The organism is Streptococcus devriesei DSM 19639 (genome assembly GCF_000423725.1).
Classification (GTDB): Bacteria; Bacillota; Bacilli; order Lactobacillales; family Streptococcaceae; genus Streptococcus; species Streptococcus devriesei.
The window spans coordinates 88,899-115,256 of the sequence record NZ_KE384085.1; the positions used below are offsets into that span (position 1 = coordinate 88,899).

Annotated in this window: 25 protein-coding genes and 2 pseudogenes; 4 read left to right on the forward strand and 23 right to left on the reverse strand. The window is 40.7% G+C overall.

Translation table 11 applies throughout. From position 1 onward, the window contains the following. Positions 1 to 59: 59 nt before the first annotated feature. Positions 60 to 956 (reverse strand): tRNA (adenosine(37)-N6)-dimethylallyltransferase MiaA, encoded by an 897-nt coding sequence (miaA, locus tag G573_RS0110630; RefSeq protein ID WP_027976716.1) that lies wholly within the window; start codon positions 954 to 956, stop codon positions 60 to 62. Between the two features lie 72 nt (positions 957 to 1,028). Here miaA and G573_RS11360 point away from each other — a divergent pair, with 72 nt between their 5' ends. From G573_RS11360 to G573_RS0110650, 3 genes are all read left to right on the forward strand, one after another. Further along, entirely contained in the window at positions 1,029 to 1,205 is a 177-nt protein-coding gene (locus G573_RS11360; RefSeq protein ID WP_084522397.1) for a DUF3042 family protein, read from the forward strand. Between the two features lie 604 nt (positions 1,206 to 1,809). Continuing rightward, positions 1,810 to 2,907, forward strand: a complete 1,098-nt coding sequence (gene ald, locus G573_RS0110645) for an alanine dehydrogenase (protein ID WP_027976718.1) — start codon at positions 1,810 to 1,812, stop codon at positions 2,905 to 2,907. Positions 2,908 to 3,408: 501 nt separating this feature from the next. After that, positions 3,409 to 4,650, forward strand: a complete 1,242-nt coding sequence (locus G573_RS0110650) for a tetratricopeptide repeat-containing protein (protein ID WP_027976719.1) — start codon at positions 3,409 to 3,411, stop codon at positions 4,648 to 4,650. Positions 4,651 to 4,713: 63 nt separating this feature from the next. Here the strand turns inward: G573_RS0110650 and G573_RS0110655 are convergent, their stop codons facing one another. The 19 genes and pseudogenes from G573_RS0110655 to lacA form a co-directional block, all read right to left on the reverse strand. Beyond that, positions 4,714 to 5,694 carry a caspase family protein gene (locus tag G573_RS0110655; protein WP_027976720.1) on the reverse strand — a complete coding sequence of 327 codons (981 nt, stop codon included), beginning with the start codon at positions 5,692 to 5,694 and terminating at the stop codon, positions 4,714 to 4,716. 11 nt (positions 5,695 to 5,705) lie between these two features. Continuing rightward, positions 5,706 to 6,083 carry a TIR domain-containing protein gene (locus tag G573_RS0110660; RefSeq protein WP_027976721.1) on the reverse strand — a complete coding sequence of 126 codons (378 nt, stop codon included), beginning with the start codon at positions 6,081 to 6,083 and terminating at the stop codon, positions 5,706 to 5,708. A 57-nt stretch (positions 6,084 to 6,140) separates the two neighbouring features. After that, complete coding sequence (locus G573_RS0110665) at positions 6,141 to 6,704, reverse strand: hypothetical protein (RefSeq protein ID WP_027976722.1); 564 nt, start codon at positions 6,702 to 6,704, stop codon at positions 6,141 to 6,143. 515 nt (positions 6,705 to 7,219) lie between these two features. After that, positions 7,220 to 7,885, reverse strand: coding sequence for an alpha/beta fold hydrolase (locus tag G573_RS11100; protein WP_051175749.1), 666 nt, complete (start codon positions 7,883 to 7,885; stop codon positions 7,220 to 7,222). Positions 7,886 to 7,888: 3 nt separating this feature from the next. After that, complete coding sequence (locus G573_RS0110675; RefSeq protein ID WP_027976723.1) at positions 7,889 to 8,425, reverse strand: GNAT family N-acetyltransferase; 537 nt, start codon at positions 8,423 to 8,425, stop codon at positions 7,889 to 7,891. Then, a pseudogene (locus tag G573_RS11105) lies at positions 8,418 to 9,744 on the reverse strand (McrC family protein). Before G573_RS11105 ends, G573_RS0110675 begins: the two are co-directional and overlap by 8 nt. Continuing rightward, positions 9,728 to 11,092, reverse strand: a complete 1,365-nt coding sequence (locus G573_RS0110685; protein ID WP_027976724.1) for an McrB family protein — start codon at positions 11,090 to 11,092, stop codon at positions 9,728 to 9,730. Before G573_RS0110685 ends, G573_RS11105 begins: the two are co-directional and overlap by 17 nt. Continuing rightward, positions 11,092 to 11,826 (reverse strand): PHP domain-containing protein, encoded by a 735-nt coding sequence (locus G573_RS0110690; RefSeq protein WP_027976725.1) that lies wholly within the window; start codon positions 11,824 to 11,826, stop codon positions 11,092 to 11,094. The genes G573_RS0110685 and G573_RS0110690 overlap by 1 nt, the downstream gene beginning before the upstream one ends. A gap of 254 nt (positions 11,827 to 12,080) precedes the next feature. Further along, entirely contained in the window at positions 12,081 to 12,977 is an 897-nt protein-coding gene (locus G573_RS0110695; RefSeq protein WP_027976726.1) for an aldose 1-epimerase family protein, read from the reverse strand. Positions 12,978 to 13,164: 187 nt separating this feature from the next. Continuing rightward, positions 13,165 to 14,571 (reverse strand): 6-phospho-beta-galactosidase, encoded by a 1,407-nt coding sequence (lacG, locus tag G573_RS0110700; protein WP_027976727.1) that lies wholly within the window; start codon positions 14,569 to 14,571, stop codon positions 13,165 to 13,167. Positions 14,572 to 14,582: 11 nt separating this feature from the next. Next, the gene (locus G573_RS0110705) at positions 14,583 to 16,286 is read right to left on the reverse strand and encodes a lactose-specific PTS transporter subunit EIIC (RefSeq protein ID WP_027976728.1); all 1,704 of its coding nucleotides are present in this window, start codon (positions 16,284 to 16,286) and stop codon (positions 14,583 to 14,585) included. A 2-nt stretch (positions 16,287 to 16,288) separates the two neighbouring features. Then, complete coding sequence (lacF, locus tag G573_RS0110710; RefSeq protein WP_027976729.1) at positions 16,289 to 16,603, reverse strand: PTS lactose transporter subunit IIA; 315 nt, start codon at positions 16,601 to 16,603, stop codon at positions 16,289 to 16,291. A 128-nt stretch (positions 16,604 to 16,731) separates the two neighbouring features. Continuing rightward, positions 16,732 to 18,135: a PTS galactitol transporter subunit IIC gene (locus G573_RS0110715; RefSeq protein ID WP_027976730.1), complete on the reverse strand. Its 1,404-nt coding sequence runs from the start codon at positions 18,133 to 18,135 to the stop codon at positions 16,732 to 16,734. A 22-nt stretch (positions 18,136 to 18,157) separates the two neighbouring features. Beyond that, entirely contained in the window at positions 18,158 to 18,460 is a 303-nt protein-coding gene (locus G573_RS0110720) for a PTS sugar transporter subunit IIB (RefSeq protein ID WP_003088862.1), read from the reverse strand. Positions 18,461 to 18,471: 11 nt separating this feature from the next. Then, a complete protein-coding gene (locus G573_RS0110725; protein WP_027976731.1) occupies positions 18,472 to 18,945 on the reverse strand; it encodes a PTS sugar transporter subunit IIA in 474 nt (157 codons plus the stop codon). A 50-nt stretch (positions 18,946 to 18,995) separates the two neighbouring features. Beyond that, positions 18,996 to 19,976, reverse strand: coding sequence for a tagatose-bisphosphate aldolase (gene lacD, locus G573_RS0110730; RefSeq protein WP_027976732.1), 981 nt, complete (start codon positions 19,974 to 19,976; stop codon positions 18,996 to 18,998). A gap of 2 nt (positions 19,977 to 19,978) precedes the next feature. Then, complete coding sequence (locus G573_RS0110735) at positions 19,979 to 20,911, reverse strand: tagatose-6-phosphate kinase (protein ID WP_027976733.1); 933 nt, start codon at positions 20,909 to 20,911, stop codon at positions 19,979 to 19,981. A 14-nt stretch (positions 20,912 to 20,925) separates the two neighbouring features. Then, positions 20,926 to 21,441: a galactose-6-phosphate isomerase subunit LacB gene (lacB, locus tag G573_RS0110740; RefSeq protein ID WP_027976734.1), complete on the reverse strand. Its 516-nt coding sequence runs from the start codon at positions 21,439 to 21,441 to the stop codon at positions 20,926 to 20,928. 18 nt (positions 21,442 to 21,459) lie between these two features. Next, complete coding sequence (gene lacA / locus G573_RS0110745; protein WP_027976735.1) at positions 21,460 to 21,885, reverse strand: galactose-6-phosphate isomerase subunit LacA; 426 nt, start codon at positions 21,883 to 21,885, stop codon at positions 21,460 to 21,462. A 259-nt stretch (positions 21,886 to 22,144) separates the two neighbouring features. Here lacA and G573_RS0110750 point away from each other — a divergent pair, with 259 nt between their 5' ends. Then, entirely contained in the window at positions 22,145 to 22,915 is a 771-nt protein-coding gene (locus G573_RS0110750) for a DeoR/GlpR family DNA-binding transcription regulator (protein WP_027976736.1), read from the forward strand. 95 nt (positions 22,916 to 23,010) lie between these two features. Here G573_RS0110750 and dexB read toward each other — a convergent pair whose 3' ends face one another. The 3 genes and pseudogenes from dexB to G573_RS0110765 all read right to left on the reverse strand — a co-directional run. Further along, positions 23,011 to 24,621 (reverse strand): glucan 1,6-alpha-glucosidase DexB, encoded by a 1,611-nt coding sequence (gene dexB, locus G573_RS0110755; protein ID WP_027976737.1) that lies wholly within the window; start codon positions 24,619 to 24,621, stop codon positions 23,011 to 23,013. 142 nt (positions 24,622 to 24,763) lie between these two features. Further along, the gene (locus G573_RS0110760; RefSeq protein ID WP_027976738.1) at positions 24,764 to 25,897 is read right to left on the reverse strand and encodes an ABC transporter ATP-binding protein; all 1,134 of its coding nucleotides are present in this window, start codon (positions 25,895 to 25,897) and stop codon (positions 24,764 to 24,766) included. A gap of 20 nt (positions 25,898 to 25,917) precedes the next feature. Then, positions 25,918 to 26,358, reverse strand: a pseudogene (locus G573_RS0110765) (sucrose phosphorylase); the annotation flags it as partial.

A 26,358-nucleotide genomic window follows, 5' to 3' on the forward strand; every position in this document is an offset into this window, starting at 1 on the left:
AGAAAAATATACTCAAGAAGAAAGCCATTTCCCCCAAAAATACGCTGTGCTCTTTTACTCTAAAGCGACGGATTTTCTCCTAAAAAATCAGCCACCGCCTGATCAATCTTCTCCTTATAGCCTGCCTCACTGACCATATAAAAATCAACTGCCATGCGGTTTTTAAACCAAGTCAGCTGACGTTTGGCAAAACGCCGAGTATTTTGCTTAATCTGAGCGACTGCTGCCTCCAAGCTTATTTCTCCCGCAAAGTAGGGAAAAAGCTCCTTGTAGCCGATACCGCGGCTGGCCTGCGATTGAGGGGCAGTCTCATAGAGCCATCTCGCCTCATCTAACAAACCCTGTTCCAGCATCTGGTCAACCCGCTCATTAATCCGCTCATACAGTGCTTGACGGTCATCGCTGAGACCAATCACCAAGAAATCATAAGACTTCTCATGGTTGCGGACGCCCTGGCTGAATTTGTCAAGCTCCAGTGCTCGCGTAGCACGGCGGCGGTTTAACTCCGGCAGTTCAATGCCCTCAACCTTCAGCAAATGAAAGAGCTCTTGATCCGACAGCTTCTCTAATTCACGACGATAATTTAAAACGTCATCCTGATTAACCCTACCGCCCAGATGATAGCCTTCCAATAAGCTCTGTAGATACAGGCCGGTTCCCCCTACAACGATCGGGAGCTTGCCGCGGCTGGCAATATCATTAATAGCAGCCTTTGCTTCCTCAACAAAATCAAAAGCCGAGTAACCGTCACTGACATCACGCACATCAATCAGATGATGAGGGACTGCTGCCTGTTCAGCGGCGCTTGCTTTGGCTGTTCCAATATCCAGTTTACGGTAAACTTGCTGACTGTCTCCGCTGATGATTTCTCCGCCATATTTTTGAGCTAACGCTATGCCCAAGGCCGTTTTGCCGACTGCTGTCGGACCTAGGACCACAAGTATTTTTTCTTTCATGTACTTTTTCCTTGAAAAAAACGGTAAATTTTAAGATAATAACTATTATAACATATAAAAGGAGTCTTATTTATGGCTAAAAAACACGCATTTGCTAAAGGTCTTGCGACAGGCGTTATCGGTACTGCTGCAACAGTGGCCGGAGCTGTCTTCGCTGTTAAAAAAACAATTATTGACCCAGAAGAAAAGAAAGCCGCTTTTATTGAAGAAAATCGTAAAAAAGCTGCCCGCCGCCGCGTTACTCACTAAAACACAAAAATCGTCTCTAAGGACGATTTTTTTAGACTGAAGAAAAAGTCTATTTTCTCAAAAAATAATATTTTGTTATGATACTTTCCTTAGGTAGCACGGACGGTAGCGACTTCCTTTGGAATTCCATACCTAGATTTTGAGCCTGGGTCTCAAAATCTCCGAGAGTCAGAAACTCAATGTTTCTGCCTCTTTTGCTACATCGGAAAGTATCGGGTTAGGCTTCGCTCATGTTTGTATCACCTTATAAAAATGAAAAGTGATACTATTCTATGATGAAATTTTAGAGAGAATTTAGTTTTGGAAGTTTGTCTACAACCTGAAAAATCGTCTCTGAGGACGATTTTTTTATTTCCTGTGAAATATTTTTCCCAAACAAGTATTGCTTCTCCTCGCCCAGTATAATCACAAGAGCTCCTCTCGTCTCTTTCATTACTGAGCTTACAGCAAACAAAAGAACAGCTGACAATGAGACTAAGAAAAGCAGATTTGGTTCGCGCAGCACAGTCATATCCCCTTTTGTTTTCAAGTGTCTTTTGATTTTTTCTTGACTATTGCCTGTCAATATGGGAAAATACTTTTATCAAATGAAAGGGGTTACAATATGATTATTGGTGTACCTAAGGAAATTAAAAACAATGAAAATCGAGTTGGTCTGACACCAGCCGGTGTGCTGACGCTCAAACAAGCCGGACACGACGTCTGGGTCGAAAAGGATGCGGGTCTTGGATCGGGTTTTACCGATGCTGAATATCAAGAACAGGGGGCTGTTATCAAAGAAAGCGCTGCTGAAGCTTGGGCAGCTGATATGGTCATCAAAGTTAAAGAGCCTTTAGAAAGTGAATACCAATTCTTCCGCTCCGGTCTTTTGCTGTTCACCTACCTGCACTTGGCACCGGCACCGGAATTGACGCAGGCTCTGATTGACGGAGACGTCATTGCCATCGGTTATGAAACCGTTGTCGACAATGGTACGCTTCCGCTGCTCAATCCTATGAGTGAGGTGGCAGGACGCATGGCAACTCAGCTCGGTGCTCAGTTCCTGACCAAAATCGAAGGCGGATCAGGTATTCTGCTCGGCGGTGTTCCCGGTGTTAAAAAAGGCCATGTGGTCATCATCGGCGGCGGCAATGTCGGTGTCAATGCGGCTCAAATGGCTGTCGGACTAGGCGCCAAAGTCACTGTTATTGATGTTAATCCAAAACGCCTGGCTGAACTGGACGCGCAGTTTGATGGCAAGGTACAGACACTTATGTCTAATCCGCTCAATATCGCCGAAAGCGTTAAAGACGCTGACCTTCTCATCGGAGCAGTTTTGATTCCAGGAGCACGCGCACCAAAACTGGTAACCAAAGACATGGTCGCACAAATGAGAGCTGGTTCTGTCATCATTGATGTTGCTGTTGACCAGGGCGGTATCATTGAAACAGCTGACCGCGTAACAACTCATGATGACCCGACCTATCTGGTTGACGGAGTGGTTCATTATGCCGTTGCCAACATGCCCGGAGCTGTCGCTCGCACATCTACGCTCGCTCTGACAAACGCTACCCTGCCTTACGCCCTAGAATTAGCTGACAAAGGCGCCGATAAAGCTGTGGCTGAAAGCACAGCCCTGCGCACCGGTCTCAATATTTACCGCGGCAAAGTAACTAACAAGGCCGTAGCCGACTCGCTGGGACTGGAATACAGCGATTTATAATAGCAAAAACCACGAACTATTCTCAAGCCTTTAGCTGGTGAGATGTTCGTGGTTTTTTGACAGTTTTTATTTTACATCTTAACATTTGACAAGTAACTTCTATACTATGAATAGTCAATATTGAATAAACAAAGAGGAGGTTTCGATAATCAAACTTTTAATTTGGGCTATATCAATTGTTAAAGCTATGGCTAGTCACAATATAAAATCACTACTAAAAACAATTGATGCTTAAAGGTGAGTGGTGAGGATATTGCTAAGGCCAATGGCAATACCTTACGCAAGTTGAATAAGATTAACTATATTGATAAATTATCAAACAAATAGTTCTTCAAAAAGTTAAGCATTTTTCAGTTGTTACTACAACGAACACTTATTAGCTTAATGTTTGGCCATATTAGTTTTAAGATTAATATAGCATTGGAACGCATGAGAGTTGAAATATTTTATAAAGTAATATACTATTAGCATAAACAATAATAAAAGAGATGATGATAAGTTATGACGGAAAAAACGTGTTTTGTTGTCATGGGGTATGGTACAAAAAAGATTCCTGGAACCTTAGTTAAACTGAATTTAGATGATATTTATTTTAACTTTATAAAGCCTGTATTATCAAGAAATCATTTAAAATCTATATATTCTACAGAAGCTTATCGTGGAGATGAGGTGCCTACTACAATTTCTATTAGTAAAAGCTTTATTCAGTCAATATTTTTATCAGATATTGTAATTGCTGATATTAGTACACTTAATCAAAATGCAATTTATGAATTAGGATTAAGACATGCAATGAGGCCAAAGTCAACAATAATTCTTTGCGAAGAGGATACAATTAATAAACATCCATTCTTTGATATCTCTATGAATCCACAGTTAAGGTATCACAGAAAGAAAATATTATCTAATGAAGTATATAAGCAATCAATTCAAAAAAAATTAGAACAAATATTAAAAACTTGTATCGAAGCTGATGATAAATATGTTGATAGTCCTGTATTTGATTTAAATCTATACAGGATAGAACCCATATTAAAGAAAAAACTTAAATCAATAGATCAAGGTAATTCAATACGAACATTGACTTTAAAAGCTAATGAATTAAAAGAAAATGAAGATTTTAAAAAGGCAGAAGAATATTATTTTAAAGTATTAGGTTTAACTTTTGACGAGGATGTATTTTCTCAATACATATTATGTCGTTATAAAAAGGACTTATCTATAAACAATCTATTGTCAACGTTATCTTACGTTAACAATAAAATTGACTTATCAACCACAACCCATGAAGATTTGTTAGGTATCATTGCTGCTATTAACAAAAACATCTTTAATCAAACTGGCCAAGCTAGATATTTAGATCAAGCAAGAAGATACTATAAGAATGGTTCCAACTTTGAGAGTGGTAATTTATATTGCGCTCGAAATTATTGCTCCCTTCTCTTAAAACAATATATGATAACAAAAGATATTGAATTGATTAAAGAATATTATTATACAGCTGTTCATTTTGCTAAAACATGTATAACTGAAGCTGCAAATATCAGACGAGAAGAAACCAATTTTGATGACACTTGGTATAATGAAAATTTAAAAGATTTAAATTTTATTGCTTTTGGAATTAAAGACTCTTTTATTGAATTTAATCCTGTTACAAAGCGACAAGAAGAAACAATTAACAAAGGTCGCAAAGAACTCATAAATGATTATTATAAAACTCGTAAAATAGTAAAAGGAAAGTGAACTGCGGTTCACTTTCCCAGACTAAAGATAAAGAGACTAGAACACGATGTTCTAACTCCTTTTTCAAAATCTCTTATTGCGAGATAATTTCCAATAATGAAGACCTAAAGGAGTTAATTTACAACTCTTACTATTCATTGCCGCAAAGTACATGTGCTCTTCACCAACGGGTTCTATTAGCCCCACACTTTCATATAATTGTAATTCTTTAAACTTCTCAACATTAATCTGTTTGGCATAAGGTTCTTTATATTCGTGAGTTGTTTCAGGAGTATTAGTAAATTCGAATGATGGGTCTAATTGAAATTCTGAAGTCGGTTCTGCAAAGTATTGGTGAAGTTTCCGTAAAACTTTTTTAGAAACTTTGGCTTCTACAGTCCTAATTGGTAAAAAGCCTGTGATATTCGTTTTAAATAATGGTCTTTGTTCCCAAGAACCAAGTGATTGATCCACAAAAGAATATAAACTAGCAGGTGTGATATTTCCACCAACATCTGCTGCTCCACCTTTTAGCCCTTGTATCAGTAACTCAGTAAATACCCCGTGACCAGATATACCATCTTCTTTGGCAACCTCATCACGATTACTTGATGTTAATATAGTAACTCCTTTTCCGATAATTGCATCAGAAGAATTAATTGTACTAAAATCGCCTAATTTACCAGAGTAACAACAATCTAGAATGATAATCTTATTTCTACTTTTTGAATTATTCGCCATTTGTAAAATATCATTCATTGATATTCCCATATCTCTACCATTAAAATCTGGTGTTACTATTTGGCCAGCTAACTCGTCTGTCCCATGACCCGAAAAATAGAATAGCGCTATATCAGGTTCTCCTTCATCAAAGAGAGTGTGCAAAAGATCAAGCACTTCTGATTTACTAGTTACATCTAACTCAAGTTTAACATCAAAATTTGGAGAACCGTCTCCGTTTTCTTTAAGAAGTTCAGCAATTTCAATTGCATCATTAACGCACCCAGCCAAAGATGCTTGAGGATAATTATCAATACCAATAACTAAAGCTTTATTTCTTAACATTATCTAACTCCTTACAATTTATTAATCCAATTTGAAATGTTTGACCATGTCCAATCCATCAATCTAATATAACCACATTCATCCGGTACACTAATACCTGAGTGACTATCATTTCCATAAATTCCAATTATTGGTATATACTCTTCCTTTGCACATTTCATTTCCCAGATTTGTCCACTAGCATTTTTTGTGTTTTGGGTAATTATTGAAATCATACCATCGCAACCTTTTATTCTAGTTCTACAATTTGTTTTCCAATTTGAATTCCATGGTTCTTTGACTGACATATCTACAAATTCAAATGGGCTATTTACATTTCTTGACTGCCCTTTTAAAAGGTCTCTCAATCTCTCATCTTCAATAGTAAAGCTTATAAATATTCTCTTCACAATAATCTCCTTTAAATATTATATAGTTCTATTATACCACTAGCATAGCAGTTTTTATCAAATGATCTTTCCTTCAATTTTGTTAAAAACTTTTTCTATTTCCTTTTTCCAATAGAGTAATTGTTTTTTTAAAATAGTTTCAAAAAAACAATCTATTTCGTCTTTAGAATCCAAAGAAAAGTTGGATACTGAAATGATATTTTCATCGTCTTTTAAAATACCATCAATTGTTAGATTTTGCTGTTTTATAATTAAAATAGGAATGCTATTTGAAACTGCCATAGCTCCCTCAATCTGACAAAATGAACTGGTAATCCATTTCCCATCTATTTTTTGTTCTTCAGATTCAAAAAAGATATCTTTTTTTATTCCCCCTTTTTTTATGGTTCCAGACTCAATATAAGTATGGCCAAAAGCTAATATAACCATACCATAGCACCTTTTTATCATTTCATTCAATACGCTCAAGGATTCATATGGTGAATAGTCCTCAGCTTGAAGAGTTATAGTCTCTATTCCCTGTTCTTCTAAAGTTGTTTTCAGCTTATCAAGAAAATATTGCTGCTCATTAGTAAAAGGGTTGGGACGACTTAAAAATACACGAATCATCTTGTTTTGCATAATTAACCTCCTAATAATAATTACTTATAATGTAAAAATAGATGATATAAGCATCTGAGACGATTTTATTTTTTGCCTCAACCTTATTGTACTCTAAAAATAAAACTACTCAGATAAGATAGCATGATATTATACTATCTAAGTCTACAAAACTACTTTATATCAATAAAACTTGACACAAAAAGAGAAACGCTATTATGTCAAAAAAGTCTATATTATTTTAGAAATCTTAAAAGTCTTCCCGATTCTCTGCTTTATGTGCTTAATCTACCACGCTGCTTTGGACATCAAAAAGGAGAATACTAACTTAGTCCTCTCCATGTATTAATATAAATTTCCCCATTATAGTTAACAATGATCAAAAACCACGAACTATTCTCAAGCCTTTAGAGCTGGTGAGAATGCTCGTGGTTTTTTAAGTGTTTGCGGATTTCCATTTTTGAGTTTATAACTGTCAATCTTATCTTCGTAAGGCCATTTCGTAAAGAAAATACTGCAAGCACTAGCTTTTTAGGCTAACTCTTGGGGTGCTGGACAAATACAGAACACTTTTTTTCTATTATCAGTATCCTTAAAAAATTTGTGATTTCTGTAGCAAAAACCGTAGGCATCTCAGTGTTTAAGAGATGTCCGCCTTTTTTTATGACAGAAAGTTTGGCCTTGGGAATCAGCTCTGCCATTTCTTTTGCAGGCAAAAGATTAGGCTTGTCCTTTTGCCCGCAGAGAATCAAAGTTGGTAGCTGAATATGTTTGATCCTTTCGCTTAAATCAAGATTGGACATGGACTTTAAAAAGGTAAGGAAAGGCCTTTTAGCTTCTCCCCGTTTTTTAAAAACCGACTGAGGCAAGAGTTGAAAGACTAGCAGCTGCAGCTTGTAGAGAAGATTTCCCTTCAAATGATACTGCGCGCCAGAGATGATAAGACCTTTGAGATGCATAAAGTGATACTGACTCAATGCCAGAGCCAGCACACCGCCCAAGGACAAACCGATTAAAATAAAATCTTCTTCTATCTCTTGGAGTCTGTTAGCCACTTGCTCTGTCAAGGTCGCAAAATTTTCAGGTATTTTCCCGTCTTCAAATAACTCTAAAGCCAAGTAGTCCTGACGAGGCAGGGCTGCTGTCACATCATCCCAAACTGTCTTGTCCTGTCCTAAGCCGTGCAAAAAGATTAGCTTCATGGCTCATACTCCTTCGGTCACGTCTATCCAGTAACGCTTCATCATATCCCCTGTAGACTCATCCAGACGGCTGTCTTCATAGACACCACCATTGGCTATAATCGTACGTTCAGAGCCAATATTTCCGTCTGCACAGGTCAGCAAAACCTTTTCAATGCCCAATTTCTTAGCTTCTGACAGCGCCAAACGCAGCTGCTCTTTAGCATAGCCTTTCTGACGTTCATCGGGCCGAATGGAATAGCCAATGTGTCCTGAAACATTAAGCAAGCCTAAACTATTGAGATAGTGTCTGACATTGCAAATGCCAACCATCCGCTTATCGGACGGGCGAATGCAGAGAAAAGCTGTCGCTGTCCAGCCTTCTGCTGCCGGTTTATCCCTTGACAATTTTTCTAAGTAGACCATCCAGTCAGACATCTCATCAAATCGATCAAGACCGGCTCCGCCGTGCATGTGCTCATCTTTAAAAGTTTCCTTATAAACCAGTAATTCCTCTTCCCAGTCAAGACTGGGGCGGACTAAGATTAGGTTTTCAGTCATTAGTTTGTTCGCTTTCGTTTAAAGTTTTAATGGTTTCTTGAAAAGAAACTTCGTTTGCTTGGATTTGATGGACAAAGTCTGCATAGCTAACAGTGGTTTGGGGAATCAAGAGAGACCATTTTTTCAAAATTCCACCGTAACCTGCAAGCTTTCCAATATAATTAACAACTTCTCTTTCAGTACTTGGAAATAGCAAGCCAGCCACCTTAGCTTCTAAAACATAAGTATAACTAATCAACTGGAATAGATCCTCTCGGACAATCCCCTTCGCAGTCGTTTCCAATTTTTTATATTTAGCATCTAAAATGATACTTAACTCGCGGCTATAAAAGTCTGGATAAACTGTTCTTGTCCTGTCAGAAAAAACAGAAATACCACCCGTACTAGCCTTATTCTGCGGATGCTCAAATTCCTTTCCAAGCAAGGTCGCTAGATATTCTTCCCAAAACCAGGCGACATCAAAGAGAAGGCCGTGGATTTTTTGATTGGATTGATTCAGCCCATGCTTTTCTTGACGCAAAATCATCAGGCAAAGCCGCTGTAAAGTCCGATATTCATGATAGTAAGCATGACGGATAGGTTTATTTTGATTTTCTCTGATGATCTTAACCCTATCTGAAAATCGATAACTGGGTGTTACCCGTACAATTTCAGCTACATTTTCCTTAACTGAAGATGAGCTGGACAAAAGCGCTCTGCCATTGGGAACAGTATGCTGAATAAAGGCAATGGTGTGGCGAACCAGCTGCATGAGGACATTATCAAAGGAAAATTCCCTAGTTGAATAAGCTGTTTTCCCTGTAAAAGGTGTGTTCTGCTTAATATGTCTGGCAACTGCTATTGTCCCCTTGATATGACTGTCATTGTAGAAAAAGCGCTGGTATTCCTTATAAAGCCCCTTACGCAAGGCTGCCTCAAGATATTTGGGAAAGAGATAGACTAATAGCTGGTACCAGCTGTCTTCCTGAGACAGGCCGACATCAAGACTAGTCAGATTGAGCTGCAGTACCTTTTGCAGCATGTAATGCAAGAAATAGTCATCATCTCCAGTAGCAAAACGCGAATGAATGCTCAAGCGCTCCTCCCCACAGCCCAGAAAACCGATAATATTTTGCGTTTTAATCCGATCATTGACTGTCTCCAGCACCTTACCATCTTTTTCCAAATCAAGAGAATCCAGCAAATCATGCGGGAAAATAAAGAGATTTGTCCTCTTGGGAAAGACTTTCCAGCGTTCTATCCAACAATTTTTCTGACAGCCGAGGATAAGAAGCTTCAAATTCAGACCTAGCTACTGAATTATTATCCGTCAGTCTCATCTGACTCTTCCTTTTCTATTAAGTTGTAAGCATTTTCTAGCTCTTTCAGCTTTTCTACCTCATCATAGGAACCGCGTAGGTAATCCTCTAAAAGTGGTTCTACGTAATCTGACCAAAGCTCTGCTGTAGTTACTTCTTCCTTATCTAAATCCATAAAGTAAGATGGACCGATTTGATAATGCCGCCCAAGTTCCTCATTACTTTCAATAGCAGCATTCAATCGTCTTAATCTACCTTTAACCTCTTCATCACTAAGCATCTCATCTGCCCTATCCTCTGCCGTCACCTCGACAAACCTGAAACGTCGGCGCATAGCAAAATCAAAAGTATCAACCGAGCGATCAATATCATTCATGGTACCAATGATATAGACATTTTCAGGAATATAAAATTTCTCATCCGTTTCATGTAAATTAGCATATTGAGTTAAAACGGCTCCCTTCTCTCCGCGGTAACTCGGATCAATGGCGAAGAATAATTCTCCAAAAATCTTGGAAATCTCCCCGCGATTGATTTCATCAATGATGAAGACGAAGTTTTTGTTTAGATCTTCTCTTGCTTTCTTACAGAATTCCTTAAAAATCCCATCCCGCAGTTCAAAACCGATACTCCCATCTCCATTTGAAACAGGACGCAGCCCCTCCACAAAATCCGTATAATCATAAGACGGATGGAATTGGACAAAACCAATTTGGTCATCATTTCCGCCAGTCAGCTCCTCAGCAATCTGCTTAGCAAGGTAAGTTTTCCCAGTACCCGGTGCACCTCGGAGAATGAGGTTGGGTGAGGATGTTAATCTTCGCACATAATCTTGTATTTCAGGATTCGCATGGGATTCTGTTAACATTTCACTTTGAGTCTTTTCTTTATATTCCAATATAAATTGATCCCCTTCATTTCCAAACCTTTTCAAGCATTCTTGAACAAACATCAAAGTCGAAAATATATTCCAACAATAAATAACAAAATAGTTTGTATTACTTTCATACACTAAAAATTCTATTGAATTTCTATACTCTTTAATTTCTTGGATTGAATCAAAAATTCCTTTTATAATTCCACTATCAGGTGTATATTGGCAAGTTGGAAAATTCATTCTTTCTTCCTTTGTTAGCCTCTTAATCTCTCTTTCGTAAATCTGAAAAGCGAGACGAGGTAAAGTTTGGTTACTATTTCTTCTCTCATTCTTATTATATTGACGCTGTATCTTTTCTCCAGTTTTATTTTGAAAATAAACATTTATCGGCTTGAATGAATCACCTATAGAAAGATTGTTTATATCAAATGTAGAATTGGTAGATTTGAATGAATCTTTAGTAATATTTAATTGATAAGTTTTTTCCTCCATCACAAAATCTCCTCTTCCCCAATCCCATTCTCTTCTAATATTTCTTGGATGCGGTCAAATTTGAGGCGGAAGTGTTCGAGTTGGTGGCCGTCTGAGCCGATGGAGTATTTGCGGCAGCCTAAGTTTTTGACTAAGCCAAGAGCGTAGCGGTAAAGGTCTTCGTGTCCGTAAAGGTACATGGATTTGCTGTTGAGCTCGAAAGCAAGGTTGTGGTCTATCATTTTTTGGAAGATGCGGATGAGCTGGGGTTCATAGGGCTTTAATTCATCAACCGTCACATCAAAGAGGCGGAAACCATAGTCAAAATGCGCCAGCACATCAGCTTCCACGCGTCCGACGGCATATTCCAGCTTGTCCAGATACTCCTGAATGATAGCATTTTTATCCATGTCTGCCACTTCGTCATCCAGATAGTCGTTGACACCGTTGTGATGGACAGAAAGGAGCTTGAGGTCATAGTCTTTGTCTTTTAGGAAGCTGATGAGGTCAGCTTCGCGGGGCTGATAGTAGCCGATTTCAATGCCTTTTTTAATGCGGTTGCCATACTTAGCATTCAGCTCTGCTATTTCCTTAGAATAAGCCTTATAGTCGGGCACGTCATCCTGCTTGGTGTAAGGATTTGAGAGGTCATAGTGCTCGGTTGTTACTAGCTCTCCCTTATAGTTTTCAAGATAATCTTCAAAACGGGCCTGAGAGTCATAGGAAAAATGGGTGTGTAAATGATTATCGCGCATGGTTATGCCTCCTTCTTTCTCCTTTATTATACACTAAATTCGCTCCCTTTTTATTATAGTTTACAGCTATACCTTTCTCCGTAAAATACCAAATACTTATTTTCAAAAGGATCTAGGCTAGGATCAATAAGGCCATTAAAAGAAGAGCAATCGCTAAAAAATTCCGGGAGACTAAGCTTTCCCTCATTCAAACAAAACGAAGGCATCACTTTCGGAAAAAGAAAACCGAAACTGATACCTTCGTTTTTTTAGGATCAAAGAATGCTGATATCAAAGTGTTTGCAATCGGTCTGACCGGCTTTGACAAAGCTGACTGAGCGTTTTTCTTCAAAAAGGTCGGATTCTTCAAGCGATGTTGACAGACCGCTCCAAGGTTCCAGCGCTATAAAGGGGCTTTTGTTGGCGGTTGACCAGAGGATCAAGTAAGGAAAATCCGCAAAATCCAGACGAATGCCCTTATTATGATTTTTAGAGCGCAGGGTGACACTTCTTGATCTTAATTCATCCAAAGTAATGGCATCATGCGCAAAAAGGGAGTAATCCAAATCAAGAAATTTTTGATTTTCAAAAAAAGGTGTCCTATCTTGTAAATCCAGAAGCCCTGTATCAGGAAAAGACTTCGGCACTGTACAGGTTTCCTCTTTTTCAAACTCCAGATAGTAGTCCTCATAGCGGTCACCCTCTACAAGCGGACAGTTAAAGCCGGGATGCCCGCCGATAAAGTAGGGCATGGTTTTTTCCTTTTCCTTATTCGTAATGTGATACTCTGTACGAATGGCTGAACCCTTCAAGCTATAGATGATTTTTAATTCAAACTGATAAGGGTACTGTGCCAGCATGTCCTCATCCGGCTCAATAGTAAAGGCAAGACTGTCCTCACTGAGCTGCTCAAAGGTGAAATTCTTCTTTCGTACCAATCCGTGTCTGGGAATAAGACCGGTAAAATGTGCCTGTTTATCCGAATCGTAAATAGCCCAGTCATTTCGCAAACTGCCGCAAATGGGAAAGAGCACCGGCGCCTGAGAGCTCCAGTATTGAGGGTCTCCCTGCCATAAATATTCCAAACCGTCTTTATCTTTGATAGAGGACAGGGCACCGCCAAATTCTTTAAACTGGACTGTAAGCTGTTCATTTTTTAGTTCGATTGTCATATTTATCCTCACTGTTTAGTCTTTAAAATAAAGCAAGAGCGCAGCCAAAGACTGCAGCTCTTGCTTATAAAGTCCTTTTGAAAATAGCAACGCTTTATTTTAGCTGATGATTTAACAGCCTGTGTGTTAATAATTAAATAATGGAGTATTGTTAAGTTCTAGCAAGCAAGAAAGTCTGGTTCAATCATCAGTCAATAGTGTGCGTTTCAGCTAATTTTTTATACCAGTAAGCACTCTTTTTCGGATAGCGCTCCTGCGTATCAAAGTCCACATAGAAGAGACCGTAGCGTTTTTCATAGCCGTTTGACCAGGAGAAAACATCCATCAGGGACCAAATAAAGTAACCCTTAACATTGGCACCGTCAGCAATAGCATCGGAAATGACTTCCAAATGTTTCTTCACATAATCAATGCGGCCATCGTCGTAAACGGTATTATCCACAAACTCATCTTTGTAGCCGAGACCATTTTCGGTGATATAGATTTTCTTATAGTTAGGATAATCCCTTTTCACGCGCATGATTTGGTCGTACAGTCCTTGTGGATAAATAATCCAATCCCAATCTGTTTTTGGAATATTGGTTGGCGCTTCTCTGCGGCCGACACCCTTAATTTGGTATTTAGAACTGCCTTTTTCGCCTTTACCATTATGAATGATTTCCGTTTCGCCGTCAAAGGCGCGCATCCAGTCACTCATATAGTAGTTGATACCCAAGAAGTCATTCAGGTCCTTGGCAGCTTTGAGCGCTGCAAAATCGTCATCGCGCAGATCCAGCTCCCCGCCGTTGACAGCTAAGATATGATTGACCCCTTCCATGGTCTTATCAGAGTATTCGCCCAGATAAGTAGCATCAAGGATAAATTTATTATGGATGATATCCTCCAGCTCTGCGGCACGCACATCATCTGGGTTAGATGGATTGTAAGGATACTTGGTCGGCAGGGCGTGAACCACACCGATTTCACCGGAATAGCCGCCGTCTTTAAAGGCTTTCACCGCACGGGCATGAGAAACCATCATGTTATGGTGGGATTGGAAAACCTTGGCCAAATCATACTTGATGCCCGGCGGGAATTTTCCTACCAGATACTGACCATCGCCAATAGGGCCGATTTCGTTGAAGGTTGTCCAATAGTTAACTTCCGGAAATTCTTTAAAACAGAATTCTGCGTAATCCACAAAGTGGTCTATGTTTTCCCGATTGAGGAAGTCTCCTTTGGAATGGAGCGCTTCCGGCGTGTCAAAATGGTGCAGTGTTACAAATGGCTCAACATGGCGCTTGTGGCATTCGGCAAATAGTCTGTGATAGAAGTCCACTCCTTTAGGATTGACCTGGCCAAAGCCTGTCGGGAAAATCCGCGACCAGGCAATGGAGATGCGAATGCCGTTGACACCAAATTCTTCGGCCAATTTCAAATCAACAGGGTATTTGTGGTAAAAATCGCTGGCAGGCTCTGCTGTGTACCAATAATTATCTTCCAGATACTTGTCCCAGGCAACAGGACCTTTTCCTTCGCCTTTGGTGACGCCTTCTGCCTGATAAGCAGCAGTTGCGCCGCCAAAGATAAAATCGTTCGGTAATGTTTTAGTCATCTTGTGACCTCTCAATCTTTAAATTGCTCTTCAACAAAAGCCAAAGCTCCCTGACCGTCGCGGGTCAGCTGAATGTATTGGGCTCCTTCAGTCTTAGCCAATTTAATACCCAACTTGTCTGTTTCTGCTTTCATATCTTCATAGTTAGATGCCACTTGCGGTGCCAAAATAACCAATTGATACTGCGGCAGAATTTCACGGTGGGCACCGTAACTGCCAGCTGCAGCCTTGACAGGTGCTCCGTATTCGGCTGCTGCCTTATTCAGTGCATTTGCCAAGAGACCGCTGGTACCGCCGCCGGCACACAGAACCAAAACATTAGTCTGTTCAGTGATTGCGCTGTCCGCAGCTTCAGCAGCACCGGCATTTTCAAGAATAGCGTCTGCTTTTTTGGTATCAAAGTTAGCGGCAACTTTTTCTTTGAGAGAATCCGCTGCACTGCTGCCCTCAGCTTCTTCTGCTAAGATTTGTTCATCATAGACCTTGACAAACGGATAGTAAATAGCGACATCAACTACAATCAAGAGAGCGGCAAGGACAAAGGCCAATACGCCAAACCCTGTTCCCATGACAATACCCAGCGGTCCCGGAGTCGTCCAAGGAAGGTTCACGCTGAAACTGTTCATTCCCAAAGTATCTACAAAGAATTTGAAAATCCAAACATTAACGATTGGCGTCAGAATAAACGGAATAAAGAAGACCGGGTTTAAAACAATAGGTGCGCCAAATAAGATCGGTTCATTAACACCAAAGAAGGTTGGAACAACAGATGCACGGCCGATGGCCTTATTGCGCTTCGATTTTGTCAGCCACATGAACATGAAAGGAACAACCAAGGTCGCACCTGTTCCGCCCATGGTAACGATAAACATTTGAGTTCCTGATGTAATAACCTTATCCGCATGCTGACCTGCCTGAAGCAGATGATAGTTGGTTTCAACATTGGCATAGGTAATGGCTGCAATAGCCGGTTCCACGATAGAAGGACCGTGAATACCGACAAACCAAAACAGTGCATAGGCTCCAAAGATAATGGTAATTCCAAGATAACCGTCAGCAGCTGAGAACAATGGTGCCAGCAAGGTACCGATTGATTCTGCCACATTTACGCCAAGAAGCGCCTTGATTCCCAGCTGGATAGCATAAAGAATAATGATTGAAAAGGCAAATGGGAAGATATCCTTGAATACTTGAGAAATATTTGGCGGAACTTCCTCAGGCATGCGAATAGTTACATTATTTTTGACGCAGACCTTGTAGACATTAACTGTAATAAAGGCTGCAATGAAGGCTGTCAAGAGACCCTTAGTTCCCATAAAGGCACTTAAGAAACCGCCCTCTTTAGCAGGGTTGGCTGCCATGATTAAGAACCCGGCCATTGATGCCAGCATGGTTGAGATAAAGTTAATCTGATTGGTATCATCTAACCGACGATTCATCGAATCTGTCAAAGATTTGGCCGTTGTACCGGCAACCAGAAAACCGATAATCCCCATCGTATAGTTGTATGGTGTCATCAAGCCGTTTTCAATATCTTTAGGCCAAGAAAAGCCGAAGATATTAGGCACATAGGCAATCAGAAGAAAGATACTGGAAAACAGGATAACAGGCATCGCTGAAATGAAACCATCACGAATAGCGCGAAGGTAAATATTGCGAGACACCTTTTCAAAGAAAGGCTTTCCTTTCTCAATCTGAGCAATTAATGCGTTCATATTTAGCTACCTCTCTTATATAGTTCAATTAAGTGCTTCATCAAATCTTTCAGCAATATGGTTGTCATCAGATGATCCTGACCGTGCATCAGGGTAACACTCAGTTCAATAGCATCTCCCTGTGCTTCTTTTGTTAAAAGACTGGTCTGAGCTTTATGAGCGTCAGTAATGCAGTCCTCAGCTGCTGAAACAAGCTCTTCAGCCTTAGCAAAATCTCCTGCCTGAGCAGCATTCAAGGCTTCAAGCAATTTTGAACGCGCATCGCCGGCATAGGCTACAATTTCAAACCCTAAAAGAGTCGCTTCTTCTCTGTTCATGGTGATTCTCCTTTATTTTGATAGAATTTAATAGAGTTTTTACAAAAATATTAATATATAAAGCAATGTGGCATGGTTAAATCTGAAAATCAGGTTTAACATCAGCACCCTGCTCTAACCAAAAGTAGTTAGCGCTTACTTTCTTTATAAACCTTATTCCGTTTTTTCATCTGTCCGACATACCAGAAGAACAGCAAGGTATAAGCGGCTAAAGCAAGCAGGGTATATAAAAGAAATGTCATATTACCTTCAGAGGCTTTCCCCACGAAGTAAGCTAAAAACTTCTCTACCGGCCCTTCCATGGTTGTGTGTGAAATCATGGTTGAAGAACTCAATCCTTTTGGAAAGGCACCAACTTTTTTAGCTGTTTCTGTAATAAACGGAGCAATCAAGGTACCGGACCATAAGAACAAAGGCAGCTCAATCGCACCGATAACAATCATACGGATTAATTTACCGCGAGTAACAACCAGCAAAGCCGGTGTAACCCCCATAGCAATAATTCCAGCCAGAGGCAAAAGCTTATTGCCCGGGAGGATCATAGCTTCTAAGAGCATGATAGGCGCAAGAACATTTGCTGCTGCCCAAATTTCTGCACGCCCGGCCAAGAATGGCCAGTCCAAACCGATATTTAAAGTGCGCCCTTTAAGCTTTGATGAAGCAAAATCCGTAATTCCCTGAGACAGGGGCTCAACAGCTGCAATAAACCAAGAGCCAATTAGAGAGAAGAGCTCCAAGCAGACTGCCGCCGTGAAAGCTAAGGTCAGGACATCAACAGGTTTTTGTCCTGCTAAAAGTCCTACAAAAATACCTAAATAGATACCGATGGCAAACTTAGATCCCCAAAATCCGATTTTTGCATTCAATTTTGCGGCATCAAAATCATATTTATCCAGCCAAGGGAAAAGCTTGTCAAACAACTTATCAAACACCATGATGATAGGATTCATCATGTAGTTCATATGAGTTGTTGTCATAGGATTTTCATCCCCTGTATTTAACAAGTCGTTAAATGTCGGCTTCATCACATCTGAGTTAATAATTTTTAGGATGCCAATAAAGATAATTAAAGCTGTCGCAATAATAAGATTAGCACCGCTGTAAATCGCAAATAATCCTACAATAGAGAGATGCCAAATATCAAAAATATCCACATCCAAGGTATTGGTTTTATTTAAAACCAGCATGACGATATTAACAATCAGCATGACCAAGAGAAAATACAGTGTGTAGGGCGACCCCCAGGTAATGGTAGCCAGCGGTGCCCAGCCTACATCAGTAATATTAAGATGGAGACCTGTCCGAGCAACAAAATCTGCCATTGCTCCTGAAAAAGCTGTTGATAAAATATTGATGATGGCACTGATACCTGTCAGGGCTATTCCTAACTTAATGCCCCCTTCCAGTGCTTTAGAAAATTTGACTTTAAAACAAAGCGCAATGACTGTCAGCACAATGGTCATTAGGGGAGCGGCCCCTAAATCAATAATCGGCTGAAACACCTTGTTTGCAAGATCAATAATTACATTCATCTTCTACCCCTCCCATTAAAGGCTATTTGTTTAAGCCTTTAATGACCTCTTCCATTTTTTGATAAACGGGTTCGGCCATGGCTGGGATACGGTATAAAATAGCACCGGCATCAACAACTGGAATTTTAACGTCAAATCCTAAATCCGTTTTAGAAATTTGAGCAAAAATATCGTAATGAGACAGCATTTCCTCATTGATATCTTTAATCATCACAGCATCGCATGATACTTGGTAACCGCGTTTTGTTAATTCAGATTCCAAAGCACTTTTAATTTGGTGACTAGAATTAACACCTGCCCCGCAGGCAGCTAAAATTTTGATCATTCGTTCTCTCCTTAAAATTTTTGTTTCAAAAAGTCATAAATTTTTTGAGGATCATCCAGCTTAAAAAAATCAATTAACTCATCAGAGTCCTGCCGATTGATGAAATCCATGACATTCTGCAGCAATCCTGCTTGCTCTTTCTCATCATTATTTAAAATCATAAAGAGAAAAGAAACCTCAACATCTTCGTCAGGAAGTATCATGTTCTTGAACATAACAGGATGCTTTAATTTGACCGGTACGATACGGGTGTCTTTAACAAATTCACTTTCTGTGTGAGGGATTGCTATATTAGGCAGCAAAGGATTAATCGGAGACAGAGGCAAAGCTGTTGGGTAATGCTGTTCTCTCTTGATTAAATTATCAATATAATCCTCTGTTACCAAATCCTTGTCTAAAAGTTTTGATGCAATCTCCTTGAAAATCTCTTCTTGATCTGCCTTATCAGAAACAAACACAGTATCTTCATGAATCAGTGAAGTCATTATAACTATGCCTCCTTAGCTTAAGAATAAAAAGATTGACTTTTCACCTTTTAAACTTTTTCCTTCCATGAAGTTGCTGTTTTTTGCAGCACTTTATTGAGCTCATCAATGTTTTGGAAGCCTGTTGTCCGCAGCCATTCACGTGCTGCTGTCTGACCTTTTTCAATGTAGTCTTTGACACTGCCTGCCCAAGTAGCGCGTCCGCAAAGAACACCGTTAAAGTTTGCTCCTGATTCATGAGCAAAGACGAGGGTATCTTGGAATAATTTGGCCGATACACCTGCACTCAGGTAAATGTAAGGAAGATTAGTTGTTTCATCCTGCTGTTTGAAGTAGGCTGCTGCTTCTGCTTTGCTGTAAACAGTCTCACCATCGCCAAATCCTTCAACATAATTCATGTTAACAGGAACTTCAACCTTAAGGACATCAATATTGAAGCGCGGATTTGAAAAGACTTTCATGGCTTCAATAACCTTGTGCGGTTTAACCTTAGCATACTCAGGACTTGCTGCATCTGCAATCTTTTCGTCATAAGCCAAAATTTCCAAGAAGAATGGAATATCTTCTGCTACACATTCAGAGCCGATGCGTTCAATATAGGCTTGTTTTTGCTGATTGAGTTCAGCTGAGCTGTCCACATCATAGTAAAGTAAGAATTTAACCGCATCTGCGCCCTGTTCTTTCAGGCGTTTGGCTGACCAAACATCCAGACAGTCCGGCAAACGTTTGGTGCTGGTTGTGTCATAGCCTGTTTTTTCATAGGCCAAGAGCAGTCCGGCATTTTTATCAAGAGCTTTTGTGGCAGGCAGACCGTATTCCGGATCAAGCAGCATTGATGAAGCATAAGGTGTTAATTCCTGTGCGACCAAAACCTTTAATTCTTCCATTTGTTCAACGGTCGGCTCTTGTGTTTGATGCTGTGCCATCAAACGTTTCAAAGCTCCGCGCTGGTCAAAGGCAAGGGCTGAAATAATCCCGTTTTCATCGCTTAATTTTTCCATGTATTTACGTTTTTGTTCTGTCAGTACCATTTTTAAACCTCTTTTACTTGAATTTGTTGATACAAGGTATCATAGTTAGCCATGTTGACATGACCCGTCATTTTTTCCTGAGCATTCAGCATGCCAAGAACATTTGCTTTCTTCAGCAAAGCAGCATCATCTTCGCCATGTGCCAGTGCCGATGCAATTCCGGCTACAGTTGAATCCCCTGATCCAACCGGATTGACAACTGCAATTTTGGGAATATCCACCTTGTAGAATTTATCCCCATGCTTAGCAAAAGCGCCGTCAGCTCCCAGAGAAACAATAATCCACTCAATTCCTTCAAACAAAGGATCAAGCAGGACTTCTTTCAGGCTTCCAATATCTTCTGAAATGTCTTTTCCTAATAACTGTGACAGCTCTTCGCTGTTAGGCTTGATAACAGTTGGTTTTTCTGAAGACCTAAGAACAGCCTCAAGCGCTGTACCTGAACAGTCAAGAACTATCTTTTTACGGTATAAATTAGCCAGTCCGACTAATTTTGCATAGTAGTCCTTTTCAAGACCTTCCGGCAGACTGCCGGAAATGGTTACCACATCAAAAGATTTCAAAATCGTTCTGAAATGGTGCAAAAATCCTTCAGCTTCACTGGCATCAATCAAGGGACCGCTTTCAAGAATTTCCGTTTGCAGTCCTTCATGCAGAATTGCGATGCAGTTTCGTGTTTCACCGTGAATAGGGAAAAACTGATGCCGGATGCCAGCCTGCGTCAGCTTTTCAGTCAGGTAATCACCCAACCTGCCGCCAATCAAGCCTGTCGCAATGACATCATCACCTGCTTCTGACAGCACACGTGTCACATTCAGACCCTTGCCGCCCGGCGTTTTAGTGACCTCAGAGACGCGATTGACAGTGTCCAGCTTTAGTTTATCCAGCGGATAAGAAACATCAATAGAAGGATTCATCGTTACGGTAAGAATCATGAGATAAACCTTTCTTAATCGTGATATTCTCCGCGATCCCATTTATCAAGGAATTCTTTAAAGAAATCAGGATCTGCTTGATCAGCATTTGAGGTTTCAATATGAGCGATTTTAGCAATCAGTTTTTTGTTTTCTTCAGTTTCTTTGTATTCTGCTTTGATGAAAGCTTCAATGATATCATTCATCAGAAGACCGCCGGTAATCTTGCCGCCAAAACCGATAACATTAGCATTGAGTTCTTCTTTGGCATAGAGAGCGGAAGTCATATCACGCACTAAAGCTGAGCGAACACCCGGTACTTTGTTAACAGCATTATTGATACCAACACCCGTACCGCAGATACAAATGCCAAGATCTGCCTGTCCGCTGACAACAGCTTCTCCGACTTTTTTCCCGAAAATAGGGTAGTGAGTGCGGACGTGGTCATAGGTCCCAAAGTCAAGTACTTCATAGCCTTTTGATTTTAAAAATTCTGAGACAGCCATTTTTTCATCTGTCACAATATGGTCACAGCCAATAGCGATTTTCATGTTCTTTTCTCCTTTTTCTCAGCACATCTTATTCAGCATGTCAACACGGACTTGGTGACGGCCGCCGTCATAGTGGCCTTCAACGAATCCCTTGGCAATGTTTTTAGCTAATTCATCACCAACAATTTCAGCTCCCATGGTAATGATGCGCGAATTGTTGTGAGCGCGGGTCATGTAAGCGGAACGTTCGTCAGATACTTCTGCAGCTATCATACCCTTGATTTTGGTAGCAGCCATGAAAGGACCGGCTCCATAGGCATCAATAACAATACCCACATTGTCGTCTGCCTTGTTGACTTCTGCTGCCGTTGCTAAGGTAACGTCAACGAAATCCTGTCCTTCTGCACTGACATCCACAATGTCAAAGCCTCTTGCCAGCAGATAATCCTTGACAACATCTTTAAGTCTTTCTCCTGCCTTATCGGCACCAAGTACAATTGCCATTTTTCTTCTCCTTTGTTTGTTTTTGTTTGTTACAAGATAATAATAAACTAAAACAGTCAGTTTGTCAAGAAAAAATTGAATATTTTTGTTTATTTTAAAAATTACCAATAAACATTGATTTATCACTATTTTTCAGGAATATCCACGAATTTTTGAGAATAATTTTAACCTCAAATTTGTTCTTTTTTGTTTATAAATGTGATATTTTTCTATCTTTGTGCTATAATATCATCAAAAGAAGGCTGTATAGGAGTTTCATATGATAAAAAAAGAAAGATTAAATTGGATCTTAGAACAATTAAAACACCAAACAATTATTACTGTAAGTGATATCATCAAAGAACTCGGGGTTTCTGATATGACCGTTCGCCGTGATTTGGCAGAGCTCGAAAAAGAACACCAGCTAATCCGAGTGCACGGCGGTGCTCAAAGCATCAATTTATTAAACAGACCCGAAAAATCAAACATTGAAAAACAATCCGAACAGGTCAGCGAGAAAAAAGAAATTGCTGCTTTTACTGCTCAGCGTGTTCAGGATGGGGAAACGATCTTCATCGGGCCGGGAACGACACTGGAGTATTTTGCACAGGAACTGCTTCAGCGCAATCTGCGCATTATCACCAACAGCCTGCCGATATTTGAAATTTTACGAGAAAGCCCCAGCATTGATCTTTTGCTGCTCGGCGGTGAATACCGTCCTGTTACCGGGGCCTTTGTCGGGTCTTTAGCCAGCAGCAATATCGCTTCGCTGACCTTCTCCAAAGCTTTTGTCAGTGCCAATGCGGTTTATAAGGATTCAGTTGCCACCTACAGCGAATCTGAGGGCACCATTCAGGAGCTGGCCTTGGACAAAGCATTGGAAAAGTACCTCTTAGTAGATAACACAAAATTTGACTCTTACGATTTCTTCGTTTTTTATAAAACCAGTGATTTTGACTATGTCGTGACAGATTCTAAACTCTCAGATGATAAGCAGGCTCTTTACAGCCAATTTAGCAAAATTCTCAAAGCAGACGCAGATGCTCAGTAGTCCATCTGACAGCAAATAAAAAATGAGAGGCAGCAGCGATTTTGACATTGCCGTTCACCTCTCGTTTTTTATATTCTTAATATTTTTTGGAAGGCTCAGCCTAATCGGACACAAAAGGCATCCCAAGGCTGAAGTTTATGACTAGTGAGAGCTTGATCCTCATCAGTATTGCTGATAATAGTGTCCTTGTAACTATCTGTCAGCTCAACGCTTTGTTCTTCATCAGAAAGATTGACTGCAATGAGATAACTTTCAGCTGCTAAGCTCCGCTTGTAAGCAAAGACTTTATCAGGTGTTTCCAAAAGTTCAAAGTCCGCATCAATCAGCCAATCTTCGCCCTTGCGCAGCTGCACCAGTTTTTGGTAAGTGTAAAAAATAGAATCTGGATCAGCTAAAGCTGCTGCTGCATTGATATCTTTATAGTTGGGATTGACCGGCAGCCACGTGCTTTTAGCAGCTGAAAAACCCGCCTGGTCTGTATCGTTCCACTGCATGGGTGTTCTGGCATTGTCTCGTCCAATCATACGAATACTGTTCATAATCTGCTCTTTAGTCTTGCCTTTTCCCAAGGCTTCCTGCGCATAATTCAGCGATTCAATATCATTTATCTCCTCTAAAGACGCAAAAGGATAATTGGTCATACCAATTTCTTCTCCTTGATAGATGTAAGGGGTTCCCCGCATAAGATGTAAAAGAATAGCCAATGCCTTAGATGATTTTTGACGATAAATACCGGTATTGCCCCATATAGAAAGGACACGAGGTAGATCATGGTTATCCCAAAAGAGCGAATTCCAGCCTTGCGTTAATTCAAGATCCGTCTGCCATTTTTCAAAGATTTTCTTAAGAGCTGGAACATCCAGTTCTTTTTCATAATCCCACTTAGGCGTATCAGGTTTATGCTGCAGACCAATATGTTCAAACTGAAAGACCATAGACAATTCCTGACCCTCAGGATTAGAGTAACGTTTAGCTATTTCAGGAGTCGCACCCCAAGTCTCACCGACTGTCAGTAAATCATGTTGACCGAAAGTTGCTTGATTCATCTCCTTGATATAGTCATGCAGTTTAGGGCCATTGCCGGAAATTTTCTGATCGGGAATTTTACCGATCATATCAATGACATCCATGCGAAAACCACCAATGCCCTTAGCAATCCAGAAGTTCATCATATCATAAATCTTCTGGCGCAGCGCAGCATTTTCCCAGTTCAAATCAGGCTGCTTCTTGCTGAAAAAGTGAAGATAGTATTGACCTGATTTTTCATCATATTGCCAGGCGGAGCCGCCAAAAACGGAAAGCAGATCGTTGGGCTGGTTACGCCAAATATAGTAATCACGCTTCAGACTGTCAGGATGATCTCGTGCTTCAATAAACCAAGCATGCTCATCTGAAGTGTGATTGACAACCAAGTCCATGATAATTTTGATCCCTCTGTTATTCGCCTCCACAAGCAGCTCATCCATATCTTCCATATTGCCAAAAATATCAGCAATAGCCTCATAATCAGAAATATCATAGCCATTGTCATCCATCGGACTTTGGTAGACAGGAGACAGCCAAATGGCTGTAATGCCCAGCTTTTGCAGGTAATCAAGTTTACTAGTGATGCCCTTTAAATCGCCGATACCGTCACCATTAGCATCCATAAATGATTTGGGATAGATTTGGTAAATTGTTGCCTTATGCCACCAATGTTTTTGCATTGAAACCTCCTTTGCATGACTCAATTTAGTACAGACATTTTTAAACAAGTTTGCAATTATTTGCGATTTGACTGCTTTCTCCTAAGAATAGAAATAGTGAGCAGAAAAAACGGAAAATTCTCCGTCTTTTCCTTTGTTTGACTCATCTGATGGCCTGCTTGGTCTTCGTATCAAAGAAATGCCCCTTAGCCACATTAAAGGTCAGCTGAACACTTTCTCCCGGCTGATGAGCATCGCGGGCATCCACTCGTGCCGTAAACTCATTTTCCCCCTGCTTGACATAAAGCATGGTTTCTGATCCTAACAGCTCTGAAACCAGTACTTCTGCTGTCACTGTCGCAGCCGGATAAGTCTCCTGAGCCAGCAGCCGGCTGGAAATATCCTCCGGACGAATCCCAAAGATAACTTCCTTACCCAAATAGCCCTTGCTTTCTAACTGTTTTCGCTGACCCTGAGGCAGGGCGAGCTCCAAACCGCCCTCACCAACTAAGCGTTCCTCTTCGACCGTCACCTTGAAAAAATTCATCGCCGGACTGCCGATAAAACCTGCCACAAACTGATTGGCCGGCTGGTTGTAAAGCTCCTGCGGTGTTCCGATCTGCTCCACACGGCCAATGGTGCCTGAACCATCAGGATTCTTGGTTGAACTCATGATGACAATACGGTCTGCCAGAGTCATAGCTTCAGTTTGGTCATGGGTTACATAGATAGTGGTAGAGCCGATACGGCGATGGATCTTGGCAATCTCTGCCCGCATGGACACCCGAAGTTTGGCATCGAGATTAGAGAGCGGCTCATCCATCAAAAAGACCTTGGCATCACGCACAATCGCCCGGCCCATAGCCACCCGCTGGCGCTGGCCGCCGGAGAGGTCTGCCGGTTTGCGGTTAAGAAATTCGCTCAAGCCTAAAATCTGGGCAGCTTCTTTGACTCGCTGATCAATGGCTTCTTTGGAATATTTACGGAGTTTGAGCCCAAAGGCCATATTATCATAGACACTCATGTGCGGATAGAGGGCATAGTTTTGAAAGACCATGGCAATATCGCGGTCTTTAGGGGCCTTGTCATTGACCACTTCACCATCAATGCTCAGCTCTCCCTTGCTGATATCTTCAAGGCCTGCTACCATGCGCAGTGTGGTGGACTTCCCGCAGCCTGAAGGACCGACAAAGACGATGAATTCCTTATCCTTAATCGTCAGGTCAAAATCCTCCACTGCATAGTGGCTGGTATTAGGGTATTGTTTATAAATGTGATTCAATCGTAATTCTACCATAAGCTTCTCTCTTTCCTTTCTTAGTCAAAATAAATGGGCTGGTTATTTTCAGTAACACGATAGTCCAATGTTTTTAAATTAATCTCTGCTTTTGCCACTGCTGTCTCGGCCGCATTGCTGCGGGTAATAATCACGGTGTTTTCATCCGGATTTGTAACAGTAATGCTTCCATCGAGGTCAAAGGCGGCCGACTGATTGCGGTAGGCAAACAGCTTGATCAGGGATTTCACAATCGGACGCTCAACTTCCTGAGCTATTTCCTCGCTCGTATAATAGTGGCGGTTGATATTACGCCCTTCCTTAGTCTTTTCAAGCAGCTCTAAGTCATTTTTGCCGGCCAGAAAACCAACATAATAAACCTGCGGAATACCCGGAGCAAAAGCCTGAATGAGACGGGCCAGAAAGTATTTGCGGTCGTCATCGCCAAGAGCGGAATAATAGGTCGTATTGATTTGATAAAT